The organism is Asanoa ishikariensis (assembly GCF_900107455.1).
GTDB lineage: Bacteria > Actinomycetota > Actinomycetes > Mycobacteriales > Micromonosporaceae > Asanoa > Asanoa ishikariensis.
The window spans coordinates 1,621,747-1,645,201 of record NZ_FNQB01000001.1 but is presented as its reverse complement, the minus strand read 5'-3'; the positions used below and the strand labels follow the sequence as shown (position 1 = coordinate 1,645,201).

At 69.9% G+C, this 23,455-nt stretch carries 26 protein-coding genes and 1 tRNA gene; 15 read left to right on the top strand and 12 right to left on the bottom strand.

The features are described 5' to 3' along the window. Positions 1-26 precede the first annotated feature (26 nt). From BLV39_RS07740 to BLV39_RS07710, 7 genes are all read left to right on the top strand, one after another. Positions 27-830, top strand: a complete 804-nt coding sequence (locus BLV39_RS07740) for an LLM class flavin-dependent oxidoreductase (RefSeq protein WP_090788799.1) — start codon at positions 27-29, stop codon at positions 828-830. Positions 831-869: 39 nt separating this feature from the next. Then, positions 870-1,232 (top strand): hypothetical protein, encoded by a 363-nt coding sequence (locus tag BLV39_RS07735; protein WP_176984798.1) that lies wholly within the window; start codon positions 870-872, stop codon positions 1,230-1,232. Between the two features lie 65 nt (positions 1,233-1,297). Further along, positions 1,298-2,272, top strand: coding sequence for an ABC transporter ATP-binding protein (locus BLV39_RS07730; protein ID WP_239083757.1), 975 nt, complete (start codon positions 1,298-1,300; stop codon positions 2,270-2,272). Next, a complete protein-coding gene (locus BLV39_RS07725; RefSeq protein WP_090788795.1) occupies positions 2,269-3,042 on the top strand; it encodes an ABC transporter permease in 774 nt (257 codons plus the stop codon). Before BLV39_RS07730 ends, BLV39_RS07725 begins: the two co-directional genes overlap by 4 nt. Continuing rightward, complete coding sequence (locus BLV39_RS07720; RefSeq protein WP_176984797.1) at positions 3,042-3,827, top strand: ABC transporter permease; 786 nt, start codon at positions 3,042-3,044, stop codon at positions 3,825-3,827. Before BLV39_RS07725 ends, BLV39_RS07720 begins: the two co-directional genes overlap by 1 nt. A 49-nt stretch (positions 3,828-3,876) precedes the next feature. Further along, a complete protein-coding gene (locus tag BLV39_RS07715) occupies positions 3,877-4,488 on the top strand; it encodes a permease-like cell division protein FtsX (RefSeq protein WP_143049670.1) in 612 nt (203 codons plus the stop codon). Then, positions 4,485-5,009: a SigE family RNA polymerase sigma factor gene (locus BLV39_RS07710; protein ID WP_090788789.1), complete on the top strand. Its 525-nt coding sequence runs from the start codon at positions 4,485-4,487 to the stop codon at positions 5,007-5,009. The genes BLV39_RS07715 and BLV39_RS07710 overlap by 4 nt, the downstream gene beginning before the upstream one ends. Here BLV39_RS07710 and BLV39_RS07705 read toward each other — a convergent pair. Next, complete coding sequence (locus tag BLV39_RS07705) at positions 5,006-5,206, bottom strand: hypothetical protein (RefSeq protein WP_090788787.1); 201 nt, start codon at positions 5,204-5,206, stop codon at positions 5,006-5,008. The genes BLV39_RS07710 and BLV39_RS07705 overlap by 4 nt on opposite strands. Before the next feature lie 133 nt (positions 5,207-5,339). Between BLV39_RS07705 and BLV39_RS07700 the strand changes: the two genes are divergently transcribed. The 5 genes from BLV39_RS07700 (at position 5,340) to BLV39_RS07680 (ending at position 7,825) form a co-directional block, all read left to right on the top strand. Then, positions 5,340-5,759 carry a YciI family protein gene (locus BLV39_RS07700; RefSeq protein ID WP_090788785.1) on the top strand — a complete coding sequence of 140 codons (420 nt, stop codon included), beginning with the start codon at positions 5,340-5,342 and terminating at the stop codon, positions 5,757-5,759. Further along, a complete protein-coding gene (locus tag BLV39_RS07695; protein ID WP_090788783.1) occupies positions 5,759-7,033 on the top strand; it encodes an RNA polymerase sigma factor in 1,275 nt (424 codons plus the stop codon). Before BLV39_RS07700 ends, BLV39_RS07695 begins: the two co-directional genes overlap by 1 nt. A 71-nt stretch (positions 7,034-7,104) precedes the next feature. Beyond that, positions 7,105-7,179, top strand: a tRNA-Leu gene (locus BLV39_RS07690). 116 nt (positions 7,180-7,295) lie between these two features. After that, the gene (locus BLV39_RS07685) at positions 7,296-7,571 is read left to right on the top strand and encodes a type II toxin-antitoxin system Phd/YefM family antitoxin (protein ID WP_090791247.1); all 276 of its coding nucleotides are present in this window, start codon (positions 7,296-7,298) and stop codon (positions 7,569-7,571) included. Next, complete coding sequence (locus BLV39_RS07680; protein ID WP_090788781.1) at positions 7,568-7,825, top strand: Txe/YoeB family addiction module toxin; 258 nt, start codon at positions 7,568-7,570, stop codon at positions 7,823-7,825. The genes BLV39_RS07685 and BLV39_RS07680 overlap by 4 nt, the downstream gene beginning before the upstream one ends. Here BLV39_RS07680 and argS read toward each other — a convergent pair. From argS to BLV39_RS07625, 11 genes are all read right to left on the bottom strand, one after another. After that, complete coding sequence (gene argS / locus BLV39_RS07675) at positions 7,822-9,519, bottom strand: arginine--tRNA ligase (protein ID WP_090788780.1); 1,698 nt, start codon at positions 9,517-9,519, stop codon at positions 7,822-7,824. The genes BLV39_RS07680 and argS overlap by 4 nt on opposite strands. 118 nt (positions 9,520-9,637) lie before the next feature. Next, positions 9,638-10,729, bottom strand: coding sequence for an ABC transporter permease (locus tag BLV39_RS07670; RefSeq protein ID WP_090788778.1), 1,092 nt, complete (start codon positions 10,727-10,729; stop codon positions 9,638-9,640). Then, positions 10,726-11,619: an ABC transporter ATP-binding protein gene (locus BLV39_RS07665; RefSeq protein ID WP_090788776.1), complete on the bottom strand. Its 894-nt coding sequence runs from the start codon at positions 11,617-11,619 to the stop codon at positions 10,726-10,728. The genes BLV39_RS07670 and BLV39_RS07665 overlap by 4 nt, the downstream gene beginning before the upstream one ends. 821 nt (positions 11,620-12,440) lie before the next feature. Further along, the gene (locus BLV39_RS07660; protein ID WP_090788774.1) at positions 12,441-13,079 is read right to left on the bottom strand and encodes a HEAT repeat domain-containing protein; all 639 of its coding nucleotides are present in this window, start codon (positions 13,077-13,079) and stop codon (positions 12,441-12,443) included. Between the two features lie 2 nt (positions 13,080-13,081). Further along, a complete protein-coding gene (locus BLV39_RS07655; RefSeq protein ID WP_090788771.1) occupies positions 13,082-13,744 on the bottom strand; it encodes a response regulator in 663 nt (220 codons plus the stop codon). A 227-nt stretch (positions 13,745-13,971) separates the two neighbouring features. Further along, positions 13,972-15,261 (bottom strand): sensor histidine kinase, encoded by a 1,290-nt coding sequence (locus BLV39_RS07650; protein WP_239083756.1) that lies wholly within the window; start codon positions 15,259-15,261, stop codon positions 13,972-13,974. A 53-nt stretch (positions 15,262-15,314) separates the two neighbouring features. Next, positions 15,315-17,141, bottom strand: coding sequence for a discoidin domain-containing protein (locus tag BLV39_RS07645; protein ID WP_204082807.1), 1,827 nt, complete (start codon positions 17,139-17,141; stop codon positions 15,315-15,317). Between the two features lie 54 nt (positions 17,142-17,195). Next, complete coding sequence (locus BLV39_RS07640) at positions 17,196-18,164, bottom strand: sugar ABC transporter substrate-binding protein (RefSeq protein WP_090788769.1); 969 nt, start codon at positions 18,162-18,164, stop codon at positions 17,196-17,198. A gap of 24 nt (positions 18,165-18,188) precedes the next feature. Then, on the bottom strand, positions 18,189-19,145 hold the full coding sequence (locus tag BLV39_RS07635; RefSeq protein ID WP_090788766.1) for an ABC transporter permease: 957 nt from the start codon (positions 19,143-19,145) through the stop codon (positions 18,189-18,191). Then, positions 19,142-20,644: a sugar ABC transporter ATP-binding protein gene (locus BLV39_RS07630; RefSeq protein ID WP_090788764.1), complete on the bottom strand. Its 1,503-nt coding sequence runs from the start codon at positions 20,642-20,644 to the stop codon at positions 19,142-19,144. Before BLV39_RS07630 ends, BLV39_RS07635 begins: the two co-directional genes overlap by 4 nt. Next, on the bottom strand, positions 20,641-22,041 hold the full coding sequence (locus tag BLV39_RS07625) for an aldehyde dehydrogenase family protein (protein ID WP_090788762.1): 1,401 nt from the start codon (positions 22,039-22,041) through the stop codon (positions 20,641-20,643). The genes BLV39_RS07630 and BLV39_RS07625 overlap by 4 nt, the downstream gene beginning before the upstream one ends. A 210-nt stretch (positions 22,042-22,251) precedes the next feature. Here BLV39_RS07625 and BLV39_RS07620 point away from each other — a divergent pair, with 210 nt between their 5' ends. Genes BLV39_RS07620 through BLV39_RS07610 form a run of 3 tightly spaced genes read left to right on the top strand, consistent with a single transcriptional unit; the run spans position 22,252 to position 23,454 of the window. Continuing rightward, positions 22,252-22,641 carry a YbaB/EbfC family DNA-binding protein gene (locus BLV39_RS07620; RefSeq protein ID WP_143049669.1) on the top strand — a complete coding sequence of 130 codons (390 nt, stop codon included), beginning with the start codon at positions 22,252-22,254 and terminating at the stop codon, positions 22,639-22,641. Then, positions 22,638-22,958 carry a PE domain-containing protein gene (locus BLV39_RS07615; RefSeq protein ID WP_090788756.1) on the top strand — a complete coding sequence of 107 codons (321 nt, stop codon included), beginning with the start codon at positions 22,638-22,640 and terminating at the stop codon, positions 22,956-22,958. Before BLV39_RS07620 ends, BLV39_RS07615 begins: the two co-directional genes overlap by 4 nt. A gap of 1 nt (position 22,959) precedes the next feature. Next, a complete protein-coding gene (locus BLV39_RS07610) occupies positions 22,960-23,454 on the top strand; it encodes a WXG100-like domain-containing protein (RefSeq protein WP_090788754.1) in 495 nt (164 codons plus the stop codon). The last annotated feature ends 1 nt before the right edge of the window (position 23,455 follow it).

The window sequence follows — 23,455 nt, the reverse complement described above, 5'->3', positions numbered from 1 at the left end:
CGGCCACGAGGCTCTAGCGTCGAGACATGCGATCCGCTCTCTGGCTGCCCATCTTCAACCAGCTCGCCGACCCCCGGACGGTGGCGGCCCTGGCCGCGCAGGCGGAGGAGCACGGCTGGCACGCTCTGTTCGTCTGGGACCACGTGCGGTGGCACGCCCCCGTCCGCGAGGTGGCCGACCCGTGGGTCACCCTGACCGCGGCCGCCATGGTGACCGAGCGGCTCCGGATCGGCCCGATGATCACGCCGCTGGCCCGGCGGCGCCCGGTCAAGGTGGCCCGCGAGACGGCGTCCCTCGACCTGCTGAGCGGCGGGCGGCTCACGCTCGGGGTCGGAGTCGGCAGCGACCGGTTCGGGGCGGAGTACTCGGCGACCGGCGAGGGCGGCGACGAGAAGACCCGCGGCGTGATGCTCGACGAGGCGCTCGCGGTGCTGACCGCGGCCTGGTCGGGCGAGCCGGTCCGGCACCACGGCGCCCACTACACAGTGGACGACGTAGCGTTCCTCCCGCGACCGGTGCAGCGCCCCGGCATTCCCGTGTGGGTGGGCGGGTTTCCCGGCAAGCGGAGGCCGATGCAGCGGGCGGCGCGGCACGACGGGTACGTCCCGGTCAACCTCGAGCACCCGGACCAGCTCGCGGAGGCGGCCGCCATGATCGCCGGACTGCGCGCGCCGGGGCCGTTCGACATCGCGGTGGAACTGGCGCCAGGCAACGACCTTGCGCCGTACGCGGCAGCCGGCGCGACCTGGTGGCTGACGGCCTTCGACCCGGAGTCGGTGACGGTGGACGAGGTGCGCGGCGTCGTCAGGGCCGGGCCGCCTATGGGCTAATATGTCCGCACATGCGTCCCAAGCAACAGCCGCGTCTGGATGCTGTTGATGGTCATCGGGTTCCTGCCGTTCAGCACGTCGCTGCTCGCCGGCGCGCTGCGGGCCGAGGCGGGCCTGAGCACGGCGGTCGTCTTCTACGGCAGCACGCTGTGGACGGCGGCCGCCCTGTTCAACGTCATCTGGGCCCACCTCCGGCACGCCGAGCTGCTGGACCCCGGCCTCGAACCGGCCGCGATAAAGGCGATCGGGCGCAGGTTCGCGCTCGCGCTGGGCTGGATCGGGTCCGGCGTCATCGTCGGCGCGTTCGTGCCGGTCGCCGGAGTGGTCATCATCGCCGCCTTCCTGCCCGCCTACTACCTGCCCATTCGCGGCGAGTACGGGCGCCGGCCGACAACCGGGTAGCGCGAACTCCGTTCGTGTAGCACCGTGACACCGGTCGCGAACCGACACGGACGGGGATGGTGCGCGTGGCTGAGCCGGTGATCGAGGTCGAGGAACTAGCCCGAACATTCCACACCAGAAGGGGTCTCTTCCGGCGGCCCGGCAAGGAGATCGAGGCCGTCAAGGGCGTCAGCTTCGCGGTCGAGCGCGGCGAGCTGTTCGGCCTGCTCGGTCCGAACGGCGCGGGCAAGACGACGACCATCAAGATGCTGATCACCCTGCTGCTGCCGACCGGCGGCCGGGCGCGGGTCCTGGGCCACGACGTCGTCAAGGACGCGCGGGACGTACGCGGCAAGGTCGGTTATGTGTTCGGTGGCGACCGGGGCCTCTACGAGCGACTGTCCGGGCTCGACAACCTGCGCTACTTCGCCGAGTTGTACGGCGTGCCGCCGCGAGAGTCCAAGCAGCGCGTTGGCGAGTTGCTGGAGCTCGTCGGGTTGGTCGGCCGCGAGAAGGAGCGGGTCGAGGGCTACTCGCGCGGCATGCGCCAGCGGTTGCACATCGCCCGCGGGCTGCTCCACCGGCCGCAGGTGCTGTTCCTCGACGAACCCAGCATCGGCATCGACCCCGTCGGTGCCCGCGAGCTGCGCGTGACGGTGAAGAACCTCGTCGAGTCCGGCACGACGGTCCTGCTGACCACGCACTACATGTTCGAGGCCGACGAGCTGTGCGACCGGATCGCGGTGATCGCGCAGGGCCGGATCGTCGCGCAGGGCACACCCGACGACCTCAAGCAGCAGGTGACCACCGGCACGGTCGTCGAGATCGAGGTCTTCGGCCTGCCCGACGGCGTGCTGGAGAAGGTCCGGGCCGAGCCCGACGTGCAGTCGGTCGCCGTCGACGTGCAGGGCCAGGCGCAGTTGCTGACGGTGCACGCCCAGCCCGGCGCCGACGTGACCCAGGCGGTGATGGCGCACCTGGAGGGCAGCCGCTTCGGTCGGGTGATCACTCGGCAGCCCACGCTCGAGGACGCGTACATCGAGCTGGTGAACGCCGCGTGAGGCTGCTCCGGCTGGTCGCCGTCGCCTGGTGGCTCCAGCTCAAGATGCGCAGCCGGTCGGCCTTCGACGGCCTGCTGTCGCTGCTCTGGCCAGGCTTCTTCGCCACGACCATCTTCATGATGTTCCGGCAGGGTGACGCCTCCGGGCCGGCGCTGCTGTCGGCCGCCGTCGGATCCAGCGCGATGGGCATCTGGTCGGCGGTGAGCACGACCGCCGCCTTCGCGCTCCAGATGGAGCGGCGGCAGGGGACGCTCGAGCTGCTGGTGCTCGCACCGCAGCCGTTCGCGCTCCTGCTCGTGCCGCTGACCCTGTCGATGGCGACGATCGGCGCGTACAGCATGGTCGCGACCCTGCTCTGGGGCCGCATCGCCTTCGGCATCGACATCTCGATCGCCGACCCGGCCGCGTTCGTCCTCGCTGTGATCGTCACCGTGTTCGCGATCGGCATGCTGGGGATGCTGATCGCCATCTCCTCGATCAGGTACCGCACCGCCTGGGCACTGGGTTCCGCGATCGAGATGCCCGTCTGGCTGATCTGCGGTTTCCTGGTGGCGATCAACGACCTGCCCGCCTGGGTACGCCCGTTGTCAGCGGTGCTGGCACCGACCTGGGGCGTGGCGGCGATGCGGGCGGCGGCCACCGGGCACAGCCCATGGGCGAACCTCGGCTGGTGCCTGCTGACCGCCGCGAGCTACGGAGTGATCGCGGTGCTGGTGTCCCGCTGGATGGTGCACTCGGCCCGCGCCAACGCGACCCTGGCGCTGAGCTGATGAACAGTCTCCGGCTCTTCTTCGTGGGCGGCCTGATCAGCTACCGCGCGCTGTTCGGCTGGCTGTCGCCGTGGATTCTCGTGCCCACGTTCCTGTTCGCACCGCTGTTCCAGATCTTCCTGTTCGTCTATATCGGACGGACGGCCGGCGTCAACGACGACCGGTTCTTCCTCATCGGCAACGCGGTCGTCAACGCGGCGGTGCCGTGCCTGTTCGCCATGGGCAACACGATCGGTGGCGAGCGCAACGCCGGCACGCTGCCGTTGCTGATCGCGTCACCGGCCAAGCGCGTGCCGCTGTTCCTGGGCCGCGCGCTGCCGGTCATCCTCAACGGCTTCCTCGTCGCCGTCTTCGCCCTGGTCGTCGGCGCGCTGCTGCTCCGGGTCGACCTGCCGCCGGCCACCTGGGGTGGCATCGCCGTCGCGATCGCCGCCTGCTCGATCTCCTGCACCGGCCTGGGCCTGCTCGGCGCCGCGGTCGCCCTGCGGGTCCGGGAAACGGCCGTGATGTCGAACATCGTGCTCGGCACCCTGATCGTCTTCGCGGGCGTCAACGTGCCGGTCACCGCGATGCCCGGCTGGATGCAGGGCGTGGCCCAGTGGCTGCCGATGACGCACGGCATCCACGCCACCCACGACCTGGCGGCCGGTCGCAGCCTGGGTTCGGTGAGTGGAGCGCTGCTGACGGAGCTCCTGCTGGGCGCCTTCTACGCGACCCTCGGGCTGACCCTGCTGCGCTGGCTCGAATGGGAGAGCCGCGCCCGGGCGACGCTCGACACCGCCTAGGTGTGACCGATCCGGTGGTTCAGGCAGTCAACACGGGTGAGAGTCCACCGTGACGAGGGAGACAGCCTTGGACCCGAACCTGCGCGTGCTCTTCGACCAGGCCCTGGCCGACGAGCCCGATCCGCCCGAAGGCGACCTCGCCGCGGCCGTGGTCGCGATCGGCCGGGGGCGCCGCCGCCGCCGGCTGGTGGTGGCCGGCGGTGCGGCGTTCGCCCTGGTCATCGCGCTCGGCGCGGTCAACCTGGCCAGTGGGCCGGCTCCGCTGGAGACAGTGCCGGCGCGGTTCGCGGCACAACTGAACCCGGCTTGCGAGTCGCCGGCGCGCGACCAACCGACGGACGTTTCGGTCTTCCTCACGATGGATGTCACCGACGCCCAGCGCGAGCAGGTGGACGTGCTGTTGCAGTCGGTCGAGGCGGTGCACGAGGTGCGGTACGAGAGCCGCGACCAGGCGTACCTCAGCTTCATGAAGATGTTCGGCGACAACCCGGACCTGGTCGCCCCGGTCGCGGTCGAGCAGATGCCGGAGTCCTTCCGGGTCAAGGTGACCGTGTCGGCGGGATACCAGGAGCTCGTGCTGCGGATCCGGAACACGCCCGGGGTCGACCAGGTGATCGACAGCGCCTGCCCCCGCGGTGTCAGCGCCGGGTCGGCCGGATGATCGGCCCGTGGGGTGCGGCCCGGCGGCGCGAGCAGGAGGCCGAGTTCACCGCGTTCGTCGAGGCCGCCGCACCTCGGCTGCGCCGCACCGCGTACCTCATGTGCCGGGACTGGCATCTCGCGCAGGACCTGACCCAGACCACGTTCGTCAGCATGTACGAGGTCTGGGGCCGGATCCGGCACACCGCCAACCTCGAGGCGTACAGCCGCCGGGTCCTGATGAACGCCGTTTTCGACCAGCGCAAGCGGCGCAGCGCCGGCGAGGTGGTGCTGGCCGACCTGCCGGAGGCGGCTTTGGAGCGGCCTGCCGACACTGCCGAGACGCACGTCGTCCTGCTCCGGGCGCTGGCGACGCTGCCGGTCCGCGACCAGGCGATCGTGGTGCTGCGGCACTGGGAGGACCTGAGCGTCGAGACGGTGGCCGGGATCCTGGACGTCTCCGTGTCGGTGGTCAAGACCCAGAACGGCCGGGCGCTGGGCCGGCTGCGGGCGGCGCTCGGAGAGGACTTCGCGCGGACCTAGCGGCTCTCGGGGAGCCAGCGGCTCTCGTGGAGCTGCGCGAGCAGGGGTCCGATCGCGAGGTCGGTCGCGGTGTGCCAGGCCGTCGCGGCGAAGGTGACCGGGGCGATGTCACCCCAGGCGTCTTCGAAATCAGCCGCCGCCAGCGCGCTGTCGTACGCCGTACGGCGCGCCTCGTCGAGCCAGAACACAGCCTTCATGCCAGCCGCCCCGATGTTGAGTGACAACCGAATCTAATTTTCTTCGGCCGTCGTGTCGATCCTCGGCGGAGCCGCTCGACCTTGGCGTGAAAGGGTCGAGACGCGACCCGGACTTTTCCCAGGGAGAACGATCATGGCGAAGTACATGCTGATCATGCGGGGTACGGAAGAGACCACCGCCGCGATGATGGCGACGCCGTTCGACGAGATGATGGCGAAGATGGGCCGGGTCAACGAGGAGATGATCCGGGCCGGCGTGCTCCTCACGGGCGAGGGCCTGGACGACCCGGGGCAGGGCGTCGTCGTCGACCTCAGCAACGAGACGCCGGTGGTGACCGACGGCCCCTACGGGGAGACCAAGGAGCTGTTCGGCGGCTTCTGGATGCTCGACGTGGCGTCGAAGGACGAGGCGGTCGAGTGGGCCAAGCGCCTGCCGCGGATGCCGGGTGCCAAGTGCGAGATCCGCCGGGTGCCGACGATCGACGAGTTCCCGCAGGACAACGAGTGGGTCGTCAAGGAGCGCGCGTTCCGCGAGCGGACCGGCCAGCTCTGATGGCCCGGACTGCCGACGGCCCGCCGACCGCCGAGTCGGCGCGGCGGGCCGTCGAGGCGGTCTGGCGAATCGAGTCGGCACGGATCGTCTCCGCGCTGGCCCGCTACACGGGGGACTTCTCGCTCGCCGAGGACGTCGCCCAGGAGGCCGTGGCGGAGGCGCTGGTGAGCTGGGCCCGCGACGGCGCGCCGGACTCGCCGGTCGGTTGGCTGCTGGCCACAGCTCGGCGGCGGGCGATCGACGGCTTCCGGCGGCGGTCGGCGCTCGAGGACCGCTATTCGGCGCTGCCTGTCGCTTCGCCCGTGTCCGCCTCCGACGAGGATCTGCTCTGGGACCCCGACCGGGTCGACGACGACATCCTCGCGCTGATGTTCATCGCCTGCCATCCGGTGCTCTCTCCCGAGGCCCGGGTGGCGCTGACCTTGCGTACCGTCGGCGGACTGTCCAGTGAGGAGATAGCCCGCGCGTTCCTGGTGCCGGCGCCCACGATCCAGGCCCGGATCACCCGGGCGAAGAAGACGATCGCCGCCGCCGGTGTGCCGTTCGCTCTGCCGCCGGCGGCAGAGCGCCGCGACCGCCTGAGCGGTATGCTGAGCGTGCTCTACGTGATCTTCACGGAAGGCTCGACGGCGACGGCCGGCGACCGGTTGTTGCGCACGGACCTGGCGTACGAGGCGATCCGGCTCTCCCGCATGCTGACCGCGCTGCTGCCGATGGAGCCGGAGGCGTTCGGCCTGCAGGCGTTGTGCGAGCTGACGGCGGCCCGATTCCCGGCGCGGACCGGCCCGGACGGCGCGGCGGTCCTACTGGAGGACCAGGACCGGCGACTGTGGGACCGGTCGGCGATCCGGCGGGGGCGGGCCGCGCTCGACCGGGCGTCCGCGCTGGGCCGCGGCTTGGGCCCGTACGGCCTACAGGCCGCGATCGCCGCCTGCCACGCCGCGGCGCCGTCGGTGGCGGAGACGGACTGGGACCGAATCGTGCTGCTCTACGAGGCGCTCGGCCGGGTGGCCCCGTCCCCGATCGTCGACCTGAACCGAGCGGTGGCGGTCGCGATGGCCCACGGACCCGAGTCGGCTCTATCCATTGTGGATGAACTGGTGGCGACGGATCGACTGTCGGGCTCGCACCTGCTCCCGAGCGTGCGCGGCGAGTTGTTGCGCCGGCTGGGCCGCACGCGAGAGGCCCGGGCGGAGCTGGAGCTAGCGGCGCGCCTGTGCACGAACACCCGCGAGCGCGACGTCCTCCTCCTCAAGGCCGCTGGCCTGAGCTGACCGAAATCACCCGATCGAGGCGGGGTTCCGATCACCGAACCCGGCTGGTATACCGGACGGCAGCCCACGAAGGGGTCGTAGCCCAATTGGCATGAGGCAAACGGCTTAGGTCCGTAAAAGTGCGGGTTCGAGTCCCGTCGACCCTACATCAACTTTCATAAGTATTGGCAGGTCAGAAGCGAGCACTAGGAGGTCGCGCACATTCCGCTTGGGCAACCCGCGCCGGCGAGGTACATTTTTCTGTACATACTCGGAGGTGCTCATGCGAACCGTGAACTTCACTCAGCTACGCCAGAACCTCGCTGCCGAGCTAGACAGCGTGATCAACGACGCTGAGGAAGTAGTCGTCACCCGGTCCGGGCATGAGCCTGTCGTCATCGTGCCGCTGGCCGAGTACGAGTCGATGAAGGAGACGGAGTATCTGCTCCGGAACCCGAGCAACGCCGCCGCCCTGCGCCGGTCGATGGCCGAGCTGGAAGGCGGGGATGTGCAGGAGCACGACCTCGTCGATCCAGATTCCGTCCAGGAGGTCGCGTGAGGATCGTCTTCACCACCACCGCCTGGAACCAATACGTGGGCCACACCGACCGCAAGCTGGTCAAGCGGGTCAACGACCTGATCGCGGACGTGGCGCGAAACGGACATGAAGGCGTCGGCAAGCCTGAACCACTTCGCGGCGAGCTGGCCGGGTTCTGGTCGAGACGGATAGATCGCGAGCACCGCCTCGTCTACCGGATAAAGGGCGATGACGTCGAGATTCTGGCGTGCCGTTATCACTATGGGGAACGCTAGAGCTGGTCCGGGGCCTCGATGCCCAGCAAGGTCAGCCCCGTGTGGAGGGTGTCGCCCGTCAGGTGGCAGAGGGCCAGCCGGTTCGTGCGGGTCGGGCCCGTGGCGCGTAGGACCGGGCACTGGTCGTAGAACGCGGTGAACGTCTGGGCCAGCCGGTGCAGGTAGGCGCACAGGCGGTGGGGCTCGTAGCTCGCCACCACCTCCGACAACGTCTCCGCGAAACCGTCCAGGTCCAGGATCAGCGCCCGCTCCGCCGCGTGCAGCGGCGCGGTCGCGTCGACCTGGGTGCGGGCGCTGCCGGCCCGGGCCAGGATCGAGCGGATCCGGGCGTGCGCGTACTGCAGGTAGACCCCCGTGTCGCCGGTCAGCGCGAGCATCCGGTCCGGGTCGTAGACGTAGTCGCGCGAGCGGCCCGTTGCCAGGTCGGCGTACTTGACCGCCCCGATGCCGACCGCCTGCGCCCGTTCGTCGAGGGCCGCGCCGGTCAGGTCCGGGTTCTTCGCCGCGACCACCGTGCGGGCCCGGTCGACCGCGTCCGTGAGCAGGTCGATCAGGCGGATGGTGCCGCCGCTGCGGGTCCGGAACGGGCGGCCGTCGCGGCCGAGGACCGAGCCGAACGCGACGTGGGTCGCGGACACCGTCGCCTGCAGCCAACCCGCCCGCGTCGCGGCGGCGAACACCAGCCGGAAGTGCAGCGACTGCCGGGCGTCGACCACGTAGAGGAGCCGGTCGGCGTGCAGGTCGCCGACCCGCTGCCGCAGTGCGGCCAAGTCCGTCGCCGCGTAGCCGAAACCGCCGTCGCTCTTGCGGACGATCAGCGGTGTCGAGCTGAAGTCGGCGAACACGCAGAGCGCGCCGTCGCTGATCACCGCGATGCCGGCCCGCTCCAACTCGTCGGCGATGCCGGGCAGGGCAGCGTTGTACGCGCTTTCGCCGACCGCGTCGGCCGGGGTGAGCCGTACACCCAGGCGGTCGTAGACCTCGGTGAAGTAACGCTCCGACTCGTCGACCAGCTCCCGCCACACGGCCACCGTCGCCCGGTCGCCGCTCTGCAGCGCGACCACCCGCTGCCGGGCGCGGTCGGCGAACGCCGGGTCGGCCTCGAACTGGGCCTGCGCCGTCCGGTAGATCTCCAGCAGGCGACCCATCGAGGCGGGCGGCTCGGGATGCTCGACCAGCCGCTGGATGAGCATGCCGAACTGGGTGCCCCAGTCGCCGAGGTGGTTGCGCCGGATGACGTCTCCACCGAGATGTTCGAGGGTACGCACCAGCGCGTCACCGATGATCGTCGAGCGCAGGTGGCCGACGTGCATCTCCTTGGCCACGTTGGGCTGCGAGTAGTCGACGACCGTGGTGACGCCCGACTCCGGTGTGCCGACCCCGAGCCGTGGGTCGGCGAGCCGGGCGGCGAGCTGGTCGAGGAGCGCGCCGTCGGTGAGGTCGAGGTTGACGAAACCCGGGCCGGCGACGGACGCGGCGGCCAGCCGGTCGCCGGTCGGCAACGCCGCGGCGACCTCGGCCGCCAGCGCGCGCGGGTCGCGGCGCAGCGCTCCGGCCGACGCGAGCACCCCGTCGGCCTGGAAGTCGGCGTGCTGGGAACGGCGGATCCGCGGCGCGACCTCGAAGACACCCGCGGTCGCCAGGGCGGCGGACACGGCGTCGGACAGGGACGCGGCAAGCGGCGGAACGGCCATGCATGGATGATCCGGGTCGAGCCCCAGGGTCGCCACCGAGATTCTGTCGGCATCGCCCCCTGCTGTTCGTCCACGAGGACGGGGACCTCCAAGGAGCTCGTGGAGATCCCCCCTCGCGTTATTTGTTGATCTCCGCGAGCCGGCGGCTCTCCCTGTCGCGGAAGGCCGCGCCGAACGACACCTTGCCGTTGGTACGCAGCAGCGAGCCCTCGTAGACCCGGGCACCGACTGCGATCAGCGCGAGCGCCGCGAGCACCATGATGCCCAGCGAGAGCAGCGGCTCCCAGCCCTCCGCGTCGCCGGTGAACAGCCGGACCGGCATCGCGGTCGGCGCGGAGAACGGGATGTAGGAGAGCAGCGTCATCACCGGCTTGTTGTCGCTCATGAAGATCACGAGGAAGAACGGCAGCATCACCACGATCTGCAGCGGCATCGAGACGCCTTGCAGGTCCTCCACGCGATTGACCAACGCGCCGGCCGCCGCCCACAGGGCCGCGAGCATCACGAAGCCGACCACGAAGAACGGCACGAACCAACCGATCGACGGGCCGATCAACGACAGCAACCCATCGCTGTCGGTGAACTGGATGCCGGCCACGGTGACCGCGGCGATCAGTGCGACCTGGGACAGCGCGAGCACGCCGCCGGCGAGGACCTTGCCGGCCAGCAGCGCCCGGGTCGGCACGCTGGCGACCAGGATCTCGACGATCCGGGTCTGCTTCTCCTCCACGACGCTCTGCGCGATCTGCAGGCCGAACGTCAACGACGTGAAGAAGAAGACGACCGCGAAACCGAACGGCACGAAGTACGCCAGCAGCGGGTCGACCGCGTCCGGGTTTAGGAGCTGGACCTGAGGCTCGACGCTGAGCGCCGACACGACGTCGCCGGGCGCGTCGTCCATCGCGAGGACCTTCGGGTCGCCACCCCCCGTTACCACGGCGGCGTCCACGTCGCCGTCACGTACCGCCTGCTCGGCGGCCGCCTCGTCGCTGACCTGGGTCACCTCCAGGCCCGCGGCGCGCAGGGTGGTCGCGGTGGCCGCGTCGGCGACCGCGACGCTCGACGCGCCCCCGCCCAGCATCGCCGGCAGCACGGTGCCGCCGACCGCGAACAGCAGGAAGAAGATCGTACTGATGAGGAACGTCTTGTCCTTCATCTTGACCTTCAGCTCACGGGCCGCGACCAGCCTGATGGCGGACGACGTGTTCATCGGGCAACCTCTCGGAAGATCTCGGCGAGCGACGGCGTGACGGGGCCGAACGAGCGAACCGGGCCGCGCTCCAGCGCCGCGCGGAGCACCACCTGGTCGTCGGCGTCGTCGGCGAGGTCGAAGACGGCGCGCGCGCCGTCGAGGTCGACCAGCGACACACCGGGCAGGTCGCGAACCCAACCGGCGTCGCCGGCTACGCGCAGGGAGAAACGACGCTGGGCGTACGCCTCGCGCAGGCTGTCCCGGCTGCCAGCGGCACGGATCACGCCGTCGGCGATGATCACCAGGTCGTCACAGAGCCGCTCGACCACGTCGAGCTGGTGGCTGGAGAAGAGCACCGGAACGCCGCGGTGGGTGTGCTCGCGCAGCACGGAGACGACCGTGTCGACGGCCATCGGGTCGAGACCGGAGAACGGCTCGTCGAGCACCAGCACATCGGGCTCGTGAACCAGCGCGGCGGCGATCTGGGCGCGCTGCTGGTTGCCGAGCGACAGGTTCTCGACCGGGTCGTTGGCCCGCTCGCCGAGGCTCAGCCATTCGAGCAGCTCATCCACCTTGCGGCGGACGGCATCCAGCGTCATCCCGTGCAGGCGGCCGAGATAGACGAGCTGGTCGCGTACGGTCATCTTGGGATAGAGACCGCGCTCCTCAGGCATGTAACCGAACCGGCGCCGGTCCTCGCGGGTCAGCTTCGAGCCCTGCCAGGTCACCTCACCCGAATCCGGGGCGAGCACACCCAGGATGATCCGCATGCTGGTCGTCTTGCCGGCACCGTTGGCGCCGACGAACCCCGTCATCCGGCCTGCGGTGACGTCGAACGTCACGTCGCGGAGCACTTGGCGATCGCCGAAGCTCCGGTTGATCGCTTCGAGATGAAGCACCTTCGTCATGCCCTAAAGGCTATGGAAGGGCGGTTTCGCCGTCGTCCGGCGCTAGATCGACTCTCCGGGTCCCCCGCGCGACGGACCCTGGTCCCCCGCGCGGCGACGTCCGACCGCTGCGGCCCAGGTCGCAGCGGTCCCCCGCGCGGCGACGTCCGCCGGCAGCGGCCCAGGTCGCAGCGGTCCCCCGCGCGGCGACGTCCGCCGGCAGCGGCCCAGGTCGCAGCGGTCCCCCGCGCGGCGACGTCCGCCGGCAGCGGCCCAGGTCGCAGCGGTCCCCCGCGCGGCGACGTCCGCCGGCAGCGGCCCAGGTCGCAGCGGTCCCCCGCGCGGCGACGTCCGCCGGCAGCGGCCCAGGTCGCAGCGGTCCCCCGCGCGGCGACGTCCGCCGGCAGCGGCCCAGGTCGCAGCGGTCCCCCGCGCGGCGCTGACCGAGCCGGCCCTCAGCCCGACCCACGCCGGCGCGAGATCGCCCTCCTCGGGCCGCCCGACCCGACGAGCCGGGACGGCTCGTCCAGGTGGTCGCGCAGGCGGAGGTCGTGTCCCCGCGAGCGTGTCGCGCGCGGAGCGGGGTGTGCTCGAGGAGCCCACATGTTCTTTCACGTGCGCACATCAAAGAAAATGTGGGCTCCCAGGAGATGCGACCGCCAGGCGGCCGCAACGCCCAGGTGATGACACGCCAACAAGGACGGGCCGCGGAACCGCGGACGGCGATGAGCGCAGCGCCGAACACGGCCTGGCCGGGGCGCACCCCGCCGTCCGGGGTGGCGCGCCAGCGCGGGTAGATCCTGGCCAGCAGCCGCTGCCACCCCACCGGCCGGGGTGGCGCGTCAGCGCGGGTAGATCGTGGCCAGCAACGGTTGCCAGGCCACCATGTCGGTGGCGTGCGGGCGGTTGCCGGTTGGCTGGTCGAGGATGGCGTCCGGCCAGAAGACGGTCAGCCAGTCGCGCTCTACCTTGCCCAGGCGGGCCAGGTTGGTGCGGATCAGGGTCGCTAGCTCGTCTTCCTGCTCGCCGCTCTGGGCGTGGCGGACCAGGTAGGTCACCGCCGGAATGGACATGTATTGCATCGCGAACGGCAGGCGCTGCCGTTCGTCGTCGGCGAGGTCGAGGGCGAGTAGGGCGTGTACGTGGTCGACGGCGCGGTCGTCACCCACGCAGGAGAGGGCGACCAGCGCGTAGTTCCGGACGCTGTCGTCGCTGTCGTAAAGGGCTTCGGCCAGCAGGTCGGAGGCCTCGGCACCGGACCGTTTCGCCAGGGCTACCAGGCCCGCGCAACGTAGGTCGGGCTCCATGGCGAGGTCGGCCACCAGACCGCGCAGGAACGGAACGCCGTCGGGGCCGGTGGCCTCGCCCAGAGCGGCGACTACGGCGACGGTCGGCACGGCCGCCAGCAGGGACGCCTCACCCGCCGGGCCGCCGTGCACGGCCGCGGCGAGTTGTTCCTCGGACTCCCAGTCGATCAGCATGGTCAGCCGCCCGGGGTGACGACGCCGTGCTCGTACGCGAAGACGACCGCCTGGGTGCGGTCGCGCAGGCCGAGCTTGGTGAGCACCCGGCTGACGTGGGTCTTCACCGTGGCCTCGCCCAGGTGCATCGAGGCGGCGATCTCGGCGTTGGTGGCGCCGCTGGCCATCGCGACCAGCACCTCGTGCTCGCGGGCCGTGAGCTCGGCGAGTTGCTCGCCGCTGGTGCGCGGGTTGCCGCCCGGACGGGCGAAGGTGGCGATCACCCGGCGGGTGAGCTCGGGTGCCAGCAGGGCGTCGCCGCGGGCCAGCACGCGGACCGCGTCGATCAGGGCCTCCGGCGTGCCGTTCTTGAGCAGGAAGCCGCTGGCACCCGCCTCGAGTGCCGCGAAGAGGTAGTCGTCGCGGTCGAAGGTGGTCAGGATCAGCACCGCGGGGCCGTCGGGAGTCGCGGTGATGCGGCGGGTGGCGGCCAGGCCGTCGAGGCCCGGCATCTCCACATCCATCAGCACCACGTCGGGCTGGAGCGCGCTCACCAGCCGGACGGCCTGCTCGCCGTCGGACGCCTCGCCGATCACCTCGAAGTCGTCTTCGGTCTCCAGGATCACCCGGAAGCCGGTGCGGACCAGGTGATGGTCGTCGGCGAGCAAGACCCGGATGGCGGTCACGCCGCGTCCCCACTGCGTGGTGACGCGCCCTGCCCGGACGGGCTCTGCCGATGATGCCCTCGCCAAGGCTCGATCATGCCGCGCCCCCACTGCGTAGCGACGCGCCCTGCCCGGACGGGCTCTGCCGATGATGCCCTCGCCAAGGCTCGATCATGCCGCGCCCCCACTGCGTAGCGACGCGCCCTGCCCGGGCGGGCTCTGCCGATGATGTCCTCGCCAAGGCTCGGTCATGCCTCGACCGCCACTCGGGTCAGTGGGAAGCGGGCCCGGACGCGGAACCCGCGGCGGCCGGGGCCGTCGACCGCCGGCCCGGTCTCCAGGACGCCGTCGTGTGCCGAGACGCGCTCGCGCATGCCGATCAGGCCCATGCCGCCGGTGCGCTGGCCGACCAGCACCGAACGTCCGTCGTCGGTCACGTCGATCTCCACTTCGTGGGCCAGGTAGCGGATGCGGACGTCGACGGTGGTCGCGCCCGCGTGCTTGAGGGTGTTGGTCAACGCTTCCTGGACGATCCGGTAGATCGCCTGGGACAGCGACTCGGCTAGCTCCACCGGATCGCCGTAGACGCCGAGCTCGGCCCGTAGGCCCGCCTCGCGGGCGTTGCCCAGCAGCTCGTCGAGCCGGTCGACGCCGCCGGCTGTCACGTCGACCGCGTCGCCGGACTGGCGGAGCAGGCCCAGCATGCGACGCAGCTCGTCGACCGCGGTGCGGGCGCTCTGCTCGACCGACTCCAGCGCGACGCGGGCCTTGGCCGGGTCCTTGTCGAGCACCCGTCGGCCCGCGGACGCCTGAACGCCCATCACCGAGACGTGGTGGGCGACCACGTCGTGCAGCTCGCGCGCGATCCGTAGTCGTTCGTCGGAGACCGCCAACTCACGCGCCTCGGCTTGGGACGCCCGCAACTGCTCGGCCCGCAGCTCGAGCTCGTGCTCGCGGCGGGCCGACGTCCAGGCGATCTCGCCGAAGAAGTAGGCGAAACCGAAGATCAGCACGTTGACCAGGATGCCGTTGACGACCACCGCGAACAGCGGCGGCAGGACCCCGCTGGCGTGCTCGAACTCGTTCGGCTGAGCGCGCCCGAGAAAGATCGCCAGGCTGATGAAGAGCCACACGAACATCGCGACGGTGATCGCGATGCGGATCCACTTGGCCCGCCACCGGTCGCGGCCCCACGCGCCGAGCGCGTAGATCGCCCCGAACAGCACCCAGGACGTGAGCTGCTGCTCGGGCGCGGCGCGGACCTGCGCGGCGATGAACGCGGCCGAGACGACGAGCGCGACGGCCTCAGGCCAGCGCCGCCGCCAGCACAGCGGTAGGCAGATCGCCAAGGTCCAGAACACCTGCTCGGGCAGGATGGGCATGCGGCCGCCGAACACCGAGACACCGGCCGACGTCGTGAGCGTCATGTTGAGCAGCACCAGCACCGTGACCGCCAACCCGATCAGCACGTCGGCACGCCGCTGCTCCGGCGTCGGGCCGGGGCGGCGCCACTGGGCGGCGAGCGAAGGTGCGGTCACGGGAGCCAGTTTAGGGAAGGGGTCCGACAACGACCCCTTCCCCAAACCTGAGCTCACGACGCGTACGCCTCCAGCTCGTAAATTCGCGCCGCCCGGTCCGTGTCGCTGGTCGGGGTGATCACGTTGACCCGGAGATATCGCGCTGATCGGGGCGTGAACGTGTGCGTCGTCACGTTCGCCGTGTTGGCCCGCGGCGACGCCACCGTGGTCCAGGTCACTCCGTCGGTGCTGACCTGCACGTCGAAGTCGCGGGTGTTCCAGACCGGCTTCTCGTTGCCGGCGCCCGAGTGCCGCAGCACCACCCGGCCGACCTGGCGCGCCGCCTGGAGGTCGACCCGGATCCACTTCGACGTGCCCAGCGAGCACCACTTGTCGGTGTTGCCACCCGACACCGATCCGTTCACGGCCTTGGCCGGCGCCTCGACGGCCGCGCACTGGCTGTCGGCGGTCGCGGGCCGGTTCAGAGCCAGGTTCGCGGGTGCCGCCGACGGCACGTAGAGCCGCACGTCGGTCAGGCTCGCGCTGCCCTCGTACACATTCGTGTAAAGGTCGCCGATCACGAACCAGTCCGGGTACGCGGACCCGGCCGGCCACTGGTTGGGCCAGGTCGTGCTGCCGTTGTAGTCGTTCTGCACGAGGTTGCCGTTGAACTGGCCGTTGTACTCGCTCGCCTTGACGTTGTAGTGCCAGATCGGGTTGTTGTTGACCACGAACGGCCGGTGGAAGCGCAGCGTCTTCTGGCCCACCCGGGCGAAGTTGCCGCTGGCCTCCAGCACGTAGCCGGTCGCGTCCCGCTCGATCGCGAACGTGTAGAACGTGTTCGGCATCAGCTCCGGCTGCAGTTCGGCGGCCGACGAAAGCTGCTGCTCCGCCACGCCGCCCGAGCACGAGGTCATGAACCACTGCGAGTTGCCGGCCAGCCCGCCGCGACCCGGGTTCCAGTTGGGCATCCCGCTGATCCACATGTTGACCGTGTTGAAGTTGCCGTCGCGGTAGTTGTAGTAGCTGTTCGTGTTGGAGTCGCACACCCGCCCGCCGGTGCCCGAGCCGACCCGGTCCGGATGCTGCGAGAACGAGTCCATCAGAACCTTGCGGCGATAGTGCCAGAAGTGATTGTTGCGCGGGGCCGGATTCGCGAAGTCCACGATGGACATGAAATGGAACCCGTTGTAACCGAAGTTTCCAGCCCGCACGTCCTGCCACTGGCAGTAGGGCACGGACGCGTCGCCGGTCCAGCCGGGGCTGTCGGACCCCTCACCCCAAGGGTGCTGGGTCTTGCAACCGGTCGTCGAGTAGCCGTTGACGCGCCCGCCGTAGTTGATCGACCCGTTGCGCTTGCCACCGAAGTCGATGGTCTTCAGCTTGTATTCGACCCGATAAGCGTCAGGAAGCTGCTGCGACGGGCGCAAGATGACCCCACCGGTGTGGTCGGGCACGTTCATCTTCGCCACGAACTCACTGCCCAACGGCTCACGGGTCAGCGACGGCGGCGATTCGATGACACCGTCGGCGTTCCAGTCGCGCGCCGACAGCGAGGCGGTCAGCCAGCCGTTCTGACCGACGGGAAACTCCTTGCGGTACGTACGAAACGAGTTCATCGCTGTCGTCCACGCTGGACCGTAGTCGTTGCGGTACCACTGCCCGTTGTCGTCCATGATCGTGTCGAACGGTTGGGCGTACGTCTCGCGTACCCATGGCGCGTTTCCGGTGTCGATCGCGTTGGTGAAGCTCTCGTTGTAGAGCAGCGTCCAGCCGGGCCGGGTGGGGTCGTCGGCTGCGGCCGGATCCGGCAAACCGACCAGCGAACTGAGCCCGACGATCCCCACCACGGCGAGGGAGAGCGATCGGCGACGGATGGATGGTGTGCTGCGTCTGAGCATGGTCACTCCTTATCCATTCGGGTGGCGACGCCGACCGCCACTGTTCAACCCTTCTTAGAACGCGCCCTTGTCCATGTACTGCTTCGCGTTGTCCTTCGTCACCATCGGTGAGTCGACGACGGTGTCCTTCTCCGCAGTCGCGCCGCCCAGGATCTCGACGGCCCGGTCCAGCCCCTTGGCGCCGATGATGTCGGCGTCGTTGAGCCCGGTGACCAGGTAGTTCGTGCCGTCGGAGATGGCCTTCAGCGCCTCGGTCTGCCCGTCGACACCCGCGATGACGATCTGCTCGGTCTTCTTCGCGTCCGCGATCGCCCGCTGCGCGCCGAGGCACATCGCGTCGTTCTCGCAGAACACCGCGACCAGGTCCGGGTTGCTGGCGAGCAGGCTCTCCATGACGGTCAGCCCGCCGTCGGAGCTCCAGCCGCCGAAGTCGGGCGCCTCGACCAGCGTGATGTTGGCCTTGCCCTGCAGTGCGGCCTTGACGCCGTTGGTACGCGCGAGCCCGATGCTGTTGTCCGCCGGGCCGCCCTTGATGATGGCCACCTTGCCGCCGCTGGTCAGCCGCTGCGCCAGGAACTCGCCATTCTGCTTGCCGATCGCCTCGTTGTCGGGCCCGATCCAGCTCGTGTACTCACCCGTCTGGAACTTGCGGTCGACCAGCACGACCGGCTTGCCGGCGGCCTTGATGGCGGCGAGCGCGGCCGGCGCCGACTCCAGCGGCCCGCCGGAGATGATGATCGCGTCGACGTTCTTGCTCAGCAGGTCCTCGACGTTGGAGGCGAGCTTGGCGGCGTCACCGTTGGCGTCCGTGGTGAGGATCTCGATGTTGCCCTTCTTCTTCGCCTGGTTGGCGATCGCCTTGTCCATGCCGCTGAAGTACGGGCCGCTGAGCATGAAGTTCGCGACCCCGATCTTGTACGAGTCCTTCGCCGCCGTCGAATCGCCGCCCTCGGAATCGGAGCCGCAGGCGGTGACGCCGACCGCGAGCGCGGCGACCAGGAACAGACTTGCGAGCCGTTTCATGATGCGTGGCCTCCTGGGTTGGTTTCAGGTGCGCCGGCGGCTGGCCCGGTGTACGAGGATGACCGCGATGATGATCAGTCCCTTGAGGACCTGCTGCCAGAAGCTCTGCACGTTGTAGAGGTTGAGCAGGTTGTTGATGAGCACGAGGACGAGCACTCCGCCGAGGGTGGCCAGGGTGGAGCCCTTGCCGCCGGCCAGGCTGGCACCGCCGATCACGCAGGCGGCGATCGCGTCCAGCTCGAACGCGACACCGACACTGGGCTGGGCGATGCCGACCCGGCTGGCCAGGATCACGCCGGCCAGACCGGCGCAGAAACCGCTGATCGTGTACGCGAGGAGCACGTGCTTGCGCACGCTGATGCCGGCCAGCCGCACGGTCTCGGCGTTGCCGCCGATAGCGACGATCGACCGCCCGGCCGGCGTGCGGCTCAGGAACACCCCACCGGCCAGGAAGACCGCGAGCATGATGACCGTGGTCAGTGGGATCGGGCCGAGCATCGCCGAGCCGAGCCAGAAGAACGACTCGTCCTCGGGCGCGATCGGCACGTCGGAGTAGACGAACGCCAGCCCGCGGATCGTCGTCAGCGCCGCGAGCGTGACCACGAACGGCGCCAACTCGAAACGGGAGACCAGCGCGCCGTTGACGAGTCCGAAAAGGACTCCGCTGGCGATGCCGACGAGCATGGCCACCGGCAGCGGCAGGCCCGACGAGAGGCCGGCGGTGAGGATGCCGGCGAACGCGACGACCGAGCCCACGGACAGGTCGATCCCGCCGGTCAGGATCACCACCAGCATGCCGTACGCCAGCAGCCCGGTGGTCACCATCTGTTTGAGCAGGTTGGTCAGGTTGGTCTGGGTGAGGAACGCGTCCGTGGTGACCGCCGCGACCGCGAGCGCCAGCACGACGAGAGCGATCGCGGCGTGCGCGAGGGTGACCGGACGCCCGGCGATCTCCCGCGGTGCTTCTTTGGTGAGAGTCATGCCGCCCGCCCGATCGAGTACGCGAGAACCTGGTCTTCGGTGGCGCCTTCCGACCTGAGCCCGCCGGCGATGCGGCCCTCCCGCATCACCAGCACCCGGTCGGTGGCGCCGAGCACCTCGGTGAGGTCCGACGAGATCAGCAGCACGGCCACCCCGGCCCGGGCGAGGTCGTCGATCATCCGGTAGATCGAGACCCGGGTGGCCATGTCGACGCCGCGGGTGGGCTCGTCGAGGATCAGCACCCGCGGCTGCTTCAACAGCCATTTCGCGAGTACGGCCTTCTGCTGATTGCCGCCGCTGAGCCGGACGACGGGCATCGTGGCGCAGTGCGCGGGGCGGATGTCCAGCCGTTCGATCATGGTTTCGACGTCGCGCCGCTGGGCGGTGGTGTCGACCAGTCCGGCCCGCGTGGTCGCGTGCAACGTGGTCAGCGCGATGTTCTCGCGTACCGTCAGACCCGGCACGATGCCGCTGCCCTTCCGGTCCTCGGTGACCAGGGCGAGGCCCGCGGCGATCGCGTCCTGTGGTGTCTTGAAGGCGCGCGGCGTTCCGTCGACGGCGATCCCGCCGCTGTCGGGTCGGGTGGCGCCGAACAGGCAGTGTGCGAGCTCCGTGCGCCCGGAGCCGACCAGGCCGAAGAGCCCGACTATCTCGCCTTTGTGGACGGTGAGGTCGATGTCGGCGAACTCGCCTTTCCGGGTGAGGCTCTCCACGCTGAGGGCTGGCTTCTCGGTGCCGGGTCTGCGGTCCGGGTAGATCTGCTCCAGCCGGCGGCCGGCCATCAGGCGGATCAGCTCGTCCTCGTCGGTGTTCGCCGGCGTGGTGGTAGCGATGATCACGCCGTCCTTCATCACAACGATTTGCGTCGCGAGGTCGAGCACCTCCACCAGGCGGTGAGAGATGTAGACGACCAGCACGCCGCGGTCCTGGAGTCTTCGGACCAGGGCGAAGAGCGCGTCGAGGTCACTGCCGGCGAGGACCGCGCTCGGCTCGTCGAGGACCAGCACGCGTGGTTCGACGACCAGGGCCTTGGCGATCTCCACCATCTGCTGCCGCGCGACGGACAGCCGGCCAGCGATCTTGCGGGGGTTGATCGCTCCGAACCCGATCTCACCCAGCAGCGTCCCGGCCTGTTCGTGCGCCGCGCGCCAGTCGATCAGCCCGTGCCGGCGCGGGAACCGGCCGAGCAGCAGGTTCTCGGTGACGGTGAGCTGGGGTGCGAGGGTCAGCTCCTGGTAGACGGTGCGGATGCCGCGCTGGTGCGCGTCATGCGGGTTGGCCAGGGTGACCGGCTCACCGTCGACCCGAAGCTGGCCGGAACTCATCGGCTCGGCGCCGGCCAGAATCTTGATCAGGGTGGACTTGCCAGCACCGTTGGCGCCGACGACACCGATCACCTCGCCCCGATCGGCGGTGAGGTCGACACCGTGCAGGACCTCGACGCCGGCGTACGCCTTGTGGACGTCCTTGAGCTCCAACAGCGGCACTGGCACCGTCACTGGAAGGCGTCCATGACGACGATGGTCTTCTGGCTCGTCAGGTCGGTGACCGTGTCGTGGATGCCCTCGCGGTAGCCGCCGGTGTCCTTGGTGCCGCCGAACGGCAGGTTCTCGGCCCGGAGAGCGGTGGAACCGTTGACGATGACCGAGCCGACGTCGAGCTGGCGGGCCATCGTGAAGGCGCGCGAGATGTCCCTGGTCCACACGGCGGCCTGGAGTCCATAGGGCGACTCGCTGGCCATCCGGGTCGCGTCCTCGGGTTCCGCGAAGCGGGCGACGGGCGCGACCGGCCCGAAGATCTCCTCGGCGAACGCCCTGCTGCTGGTCGGCACGTCGGTGAGAACCACGGGGTCGAAGAACGCACCATGCCTGTTGTTCCGCGTGCGCGGCTTGGCGCCGTCGGCAACGAGCCGCGCGACCGCCTGCTCGACCTCGGCGGCGGCTTCCTTGGCGATCAGCGGGCCGACGTCGGTGCGCTCGTCGAGTTGGTCGCCGACCGTCAGCTTGCTGGTCTGGGCCAGGAGGGCGTCGACGAACTCGTCGTGTACGGGGTCCTGCACGTACACCCGCTTGACCGCGCAACAGATCTGGCCGTTGCCGCGAGCGAGGCGCCCGAGCACGACGGCCTCGGCGGCCTTCTCGATGTCGGCGTCCTCGCACACGATCAGCGCGTCGTTGCCGCCGAGCTCGAGCAGCACCTTCTTCAGGGTTCTGCTGGCCCGGGCGGCGATCTCCTTGCCGGCGCGGGTGCTGCCGGTGAGCGAGACGGCGGCGATGCCCTCGGCTTCGGCGAGGCCCTGGGAGATCTCTGGGCCGCCGTTCACGAGTTGGTGTGCGTGCTCGGGCGCACTGTCCGCCACGATCTCGGCGATCCGGTGCAGGGCGAGCGGGCAGCGGCGGGGTGGCTGGACGATCACCGCGTTGCCGGCGGCGAGGGCGGCGCCGGCCTTATGCGCGTACAGCTCGACCGGGTAGTTGAACGGAACCAGCGCCGCGACGACGCCGAGGGGCTCGCGGATGGTGACGGCGAGGTGCTTTTCCAGGCCGGGTACGGCGTCGAGCGGAATCTGCCGGCCGAAGATCCGGGTGGCCTCGCCGGCCAGTCCTCGGAAGATCCGGATGGCGGCGGCCACCTCGCCGCGGGTCTGCGTGATGGGCTTGCCGTTCTCCTGGGCGAGCAGGTAGGCGAGCTGCTCCTGCTCCTTTTCTATCCCGGCGGCGATGCGGTGCAACAGTTGTGCCCGCTCGTGGGCGGGCAGCTTCGCCATGGCGCGCTGGCCGCGTTGCGCTGCTTCGATCGCGGCGTTGAGCCCGTCTCCGGTGGTGACCGGAACCTCGCCGAGCCGCTCCCCCGTTCCCGGATTGTGGACAGCGATGACCGCATCGGCCGCTAACATCCGATCACTCCAAACCGGCGACGCCGTCCGCTTTGCCCGGCACCACGCACTCGACCTGCACTAATGGAGACATTCAGGGTTGCGAGAGTTTCGATGTCGTGACGGAATGGTCACAGACCCCGCCGATCACCGTCAATACTCATCCCATCATTGATGCACCGTCCACTTTGTGCGTCACAGTTATCGCATCAACGCCCTACAGTGCGTAACGTGACCGATCCATCAGACTTGATCAATCTGTTGTCAGAGACGGCGTCCGCGCTGTCGGCAGCACGCGGCTCGTCCGTCGGCGGCGAAGGCGTCGGCGCCGACGGGCTGATCGTGGTGCGGACCACGTCGCCGGGCCGGGTCACCGGCATCCATCTCGATCCGGCGGTCTCCGGGTTGCCCCTCGAAGAGCTGGCTTCGGAGCTGACGTCTGCCGTCAACGCGGCCTTGGCCGATCTCCAGTCGCAGACCGTCGACGCGGTCGACCTAGACGTTCTGGGCGACCAGCTAGCCGAGCTCCAGGAGCGCACCTCCCGCCAGTTCACCGCGTTCACCGACACGCTCGTCGAGGCACAGGCGGCGCTGGTCCGCCGGGCGGGTGAGCCGCGATGAGCAGCCCGGGCTTCCGCGTAGACCCGCACACTCTCAGCTCGTCAGGCCTGGAACTGTCCGGCGTGGCCGGCGAGTTCGCCTCCGCGCTGCGCGCTTTCCAGGCGGAACTGTCCGGCTTCGGCGCGCCATGGGGCGCTGACGAGATCGGCTCACTGATCGGCGCGGCCCACGACGAGGTGGCGCAGTGGGCTTTCGAGTGCTTCGAGGTAGCGGCCGAGGAGCTCGAAGCGGCCGGCTTCGACGTGGGCGCCATGGCAACCAACTACCGCGAGATAGAGGACCAGATCCGCGGCGCCTTCGACGCCTTCGGAGGATGAGATGTCGCTGGAGATCCCCGGGGAGTTGCGGTCGCTGCTGGGCGTACTGGGCTACACGTGGCCCGAGGCCGACGAGGACAAACTGCTGGAGATGGGCCAGGCGTGGCTCCGTTTCGCGACGACGCTAGACACCCTGACGGCATCGGCCCAATCCACCGCGGCGCCGGTATGGTCCACGAACACCGGCGCCGACATCACGGCGTTCCAGGAGTGGTGGGCCAACGAGAACAGCCCGCTCGCCTCAATGCGCGACGGCATGCCGGCAGCAGTCCTGACGGGCACAGGCTTGGTCATCTGCGGCACGATCGTGTTGGCGTTGAAGGTCGCGGTCATCGTCCAACTGACCATCCTGGCGATCCAGATCGCCCAGGCAATAGCCACGGCCCCAGTCACGTTCGGCGCGTCCCTGGCCGAAATCCCAATCTTCCAACAACTCGCCCGCATTGCCGTAGGCGCGCTGATCGACCAGGTCATCGCCACGCTCCTCGAGGCCTGAC

What these genes read in the sequence shown, in the direction of transcription:
- BLV39_RS07720 (WP_176984797.1), top strand. Translation starts at nt 3,042, where the DNA reads ATGAACAGTCTCCGGCTCTTCTTCGTGGGCGGCCTGATCAGCTACCGC.
- argS (WP_090788780.1), bottom strand. Translation starts at nt 9,519, where the DNA reads ATGGCCGTTCCGCCGCTTGCCGCGTCCCTGTCCGACGCCGTGTCCGCC.
- BLV39_RS07670 (WP_090788778.1), bottom strand. Translation starts at nt 10,729, where the DNA reads ATGAACACGTCGTCCGCCATCAGGCTGGTCGCGGCCCGTGAGCTGAAG.
- BLV39_RS07705 (WP_090788787.1), bottom strand. Translation starts at nt 5,206, where the DNA reads ATGAAGGCTGTGTTCTGGCTCGACGAGGCGCGCCGTACGGCGTACGAC.
- BLV39_RS07740 (WP_090788799.1), top strand. Translation starts at nt 27, where the DNA reads ATGCGATCCGCTCTCTGGCTGCCCATCTTCAACCAGCTCGCCGACCCC.
- BLV39_RS07645 (WP_204082807.1), bottom strand. Translation starts at nt 17,141, where the DNA reads ATGCTCAGACGCAGCACACCATCCATCCGTCGCCGATCGCTCTCCCTC.
- BLV39_RS07610 (WP_090788754.1), top strand. Translation starts at nt 22,960, where the DNA reads ATGTCGCTGGAGATCCCCGGGGAGTTGCGGTCGCTGCTGGGCGTACTG.
- BLV39_RS07735 (WP_176984798.1), top strand. Translation starts at nt 870, where the DNA reads ATGCTGTTGATGGTCATCGGGTTCCTGCCGTTCAGCACGTCGCTGCTC.
- BLV39_RS07710 (WP_090788789.1), top strand. Translation starts at nt 4,485, where the DNA reads ATGATCGGCCCGTGGGGTGCGGCCCGGCGGCGCGAGCAGGAGGCCGAG.
- BLV39_RS07640 (WP_090788769.1), bottom strand. Translation starts at nt 18,164, where the DNA reads ATGAAACGGCTCGCAAGTCTGTTCCTGGTCGCCGCGCTCGCGGTCGGC.
- BLV39_RS07665 (WP_090788776.1), bottom strand. Translation starts at nt 11,619, where the DNA reads ATGACGAAGGTGCTTCATCTCGAAGCGATCAACCGGAGCTTCGGCGAT.
- BLV39_RS07695 (WP_090788783.1), top strand. Translation starts at nt 5,759, where the DNA reads ATGGCCCGGACTGCCGACGGCCCGCCGACCGCCGAGTCGGCGCGGCGG.
- BLV39_RS07700 (WP_090788785.1), top strand. Translation starts at nt 5,340, where the DNA reads ATGGCGAAGTACATGCTGATCATGCGGGGTACGGAAGAGACCACCGCC.
- BLV39_RS07685 (WP_090791247.1), top strand. Translation starts at nt 7,296, where the DNA reads ATGCGAACCGTGAACTTCACTCAGCTACGCCAGAACCTCGCTGCCGAG.
- BLV39_RS07625 (WP_090788762.1), bottom strand. Translation starts at nt 22,041, where the DNA reads ATGTTAGCGGCCGATGCGGTCATCGCTGTCCACAATCCGGGAACGGGG.
- BLV39_RS07635 (WP_090788766.1), bottom strand. Translation starts at nt 19,145, where the DNA reads ATGACTCTCACCAAAGAAGCACCGCGGGAGATCGCCGGGCGTCCGGTC.
- BLV39_RS07660 (WP_090788774.1), bottom strand. Translation starts at nt 13,079, where the DNA reads ATGCTGATCGACTGGGAGTCCGAGGAACAACTCGCCGCGGCCGTGCAC.
- BLV39_RS07615 (WP_090788756.1), top strand. Translation starts at nt 22,638, where the DNA reads ATGAGCAGCCCGGGCTTCCGCGTAGACCCGCACACTCTCAGCTCGTCA.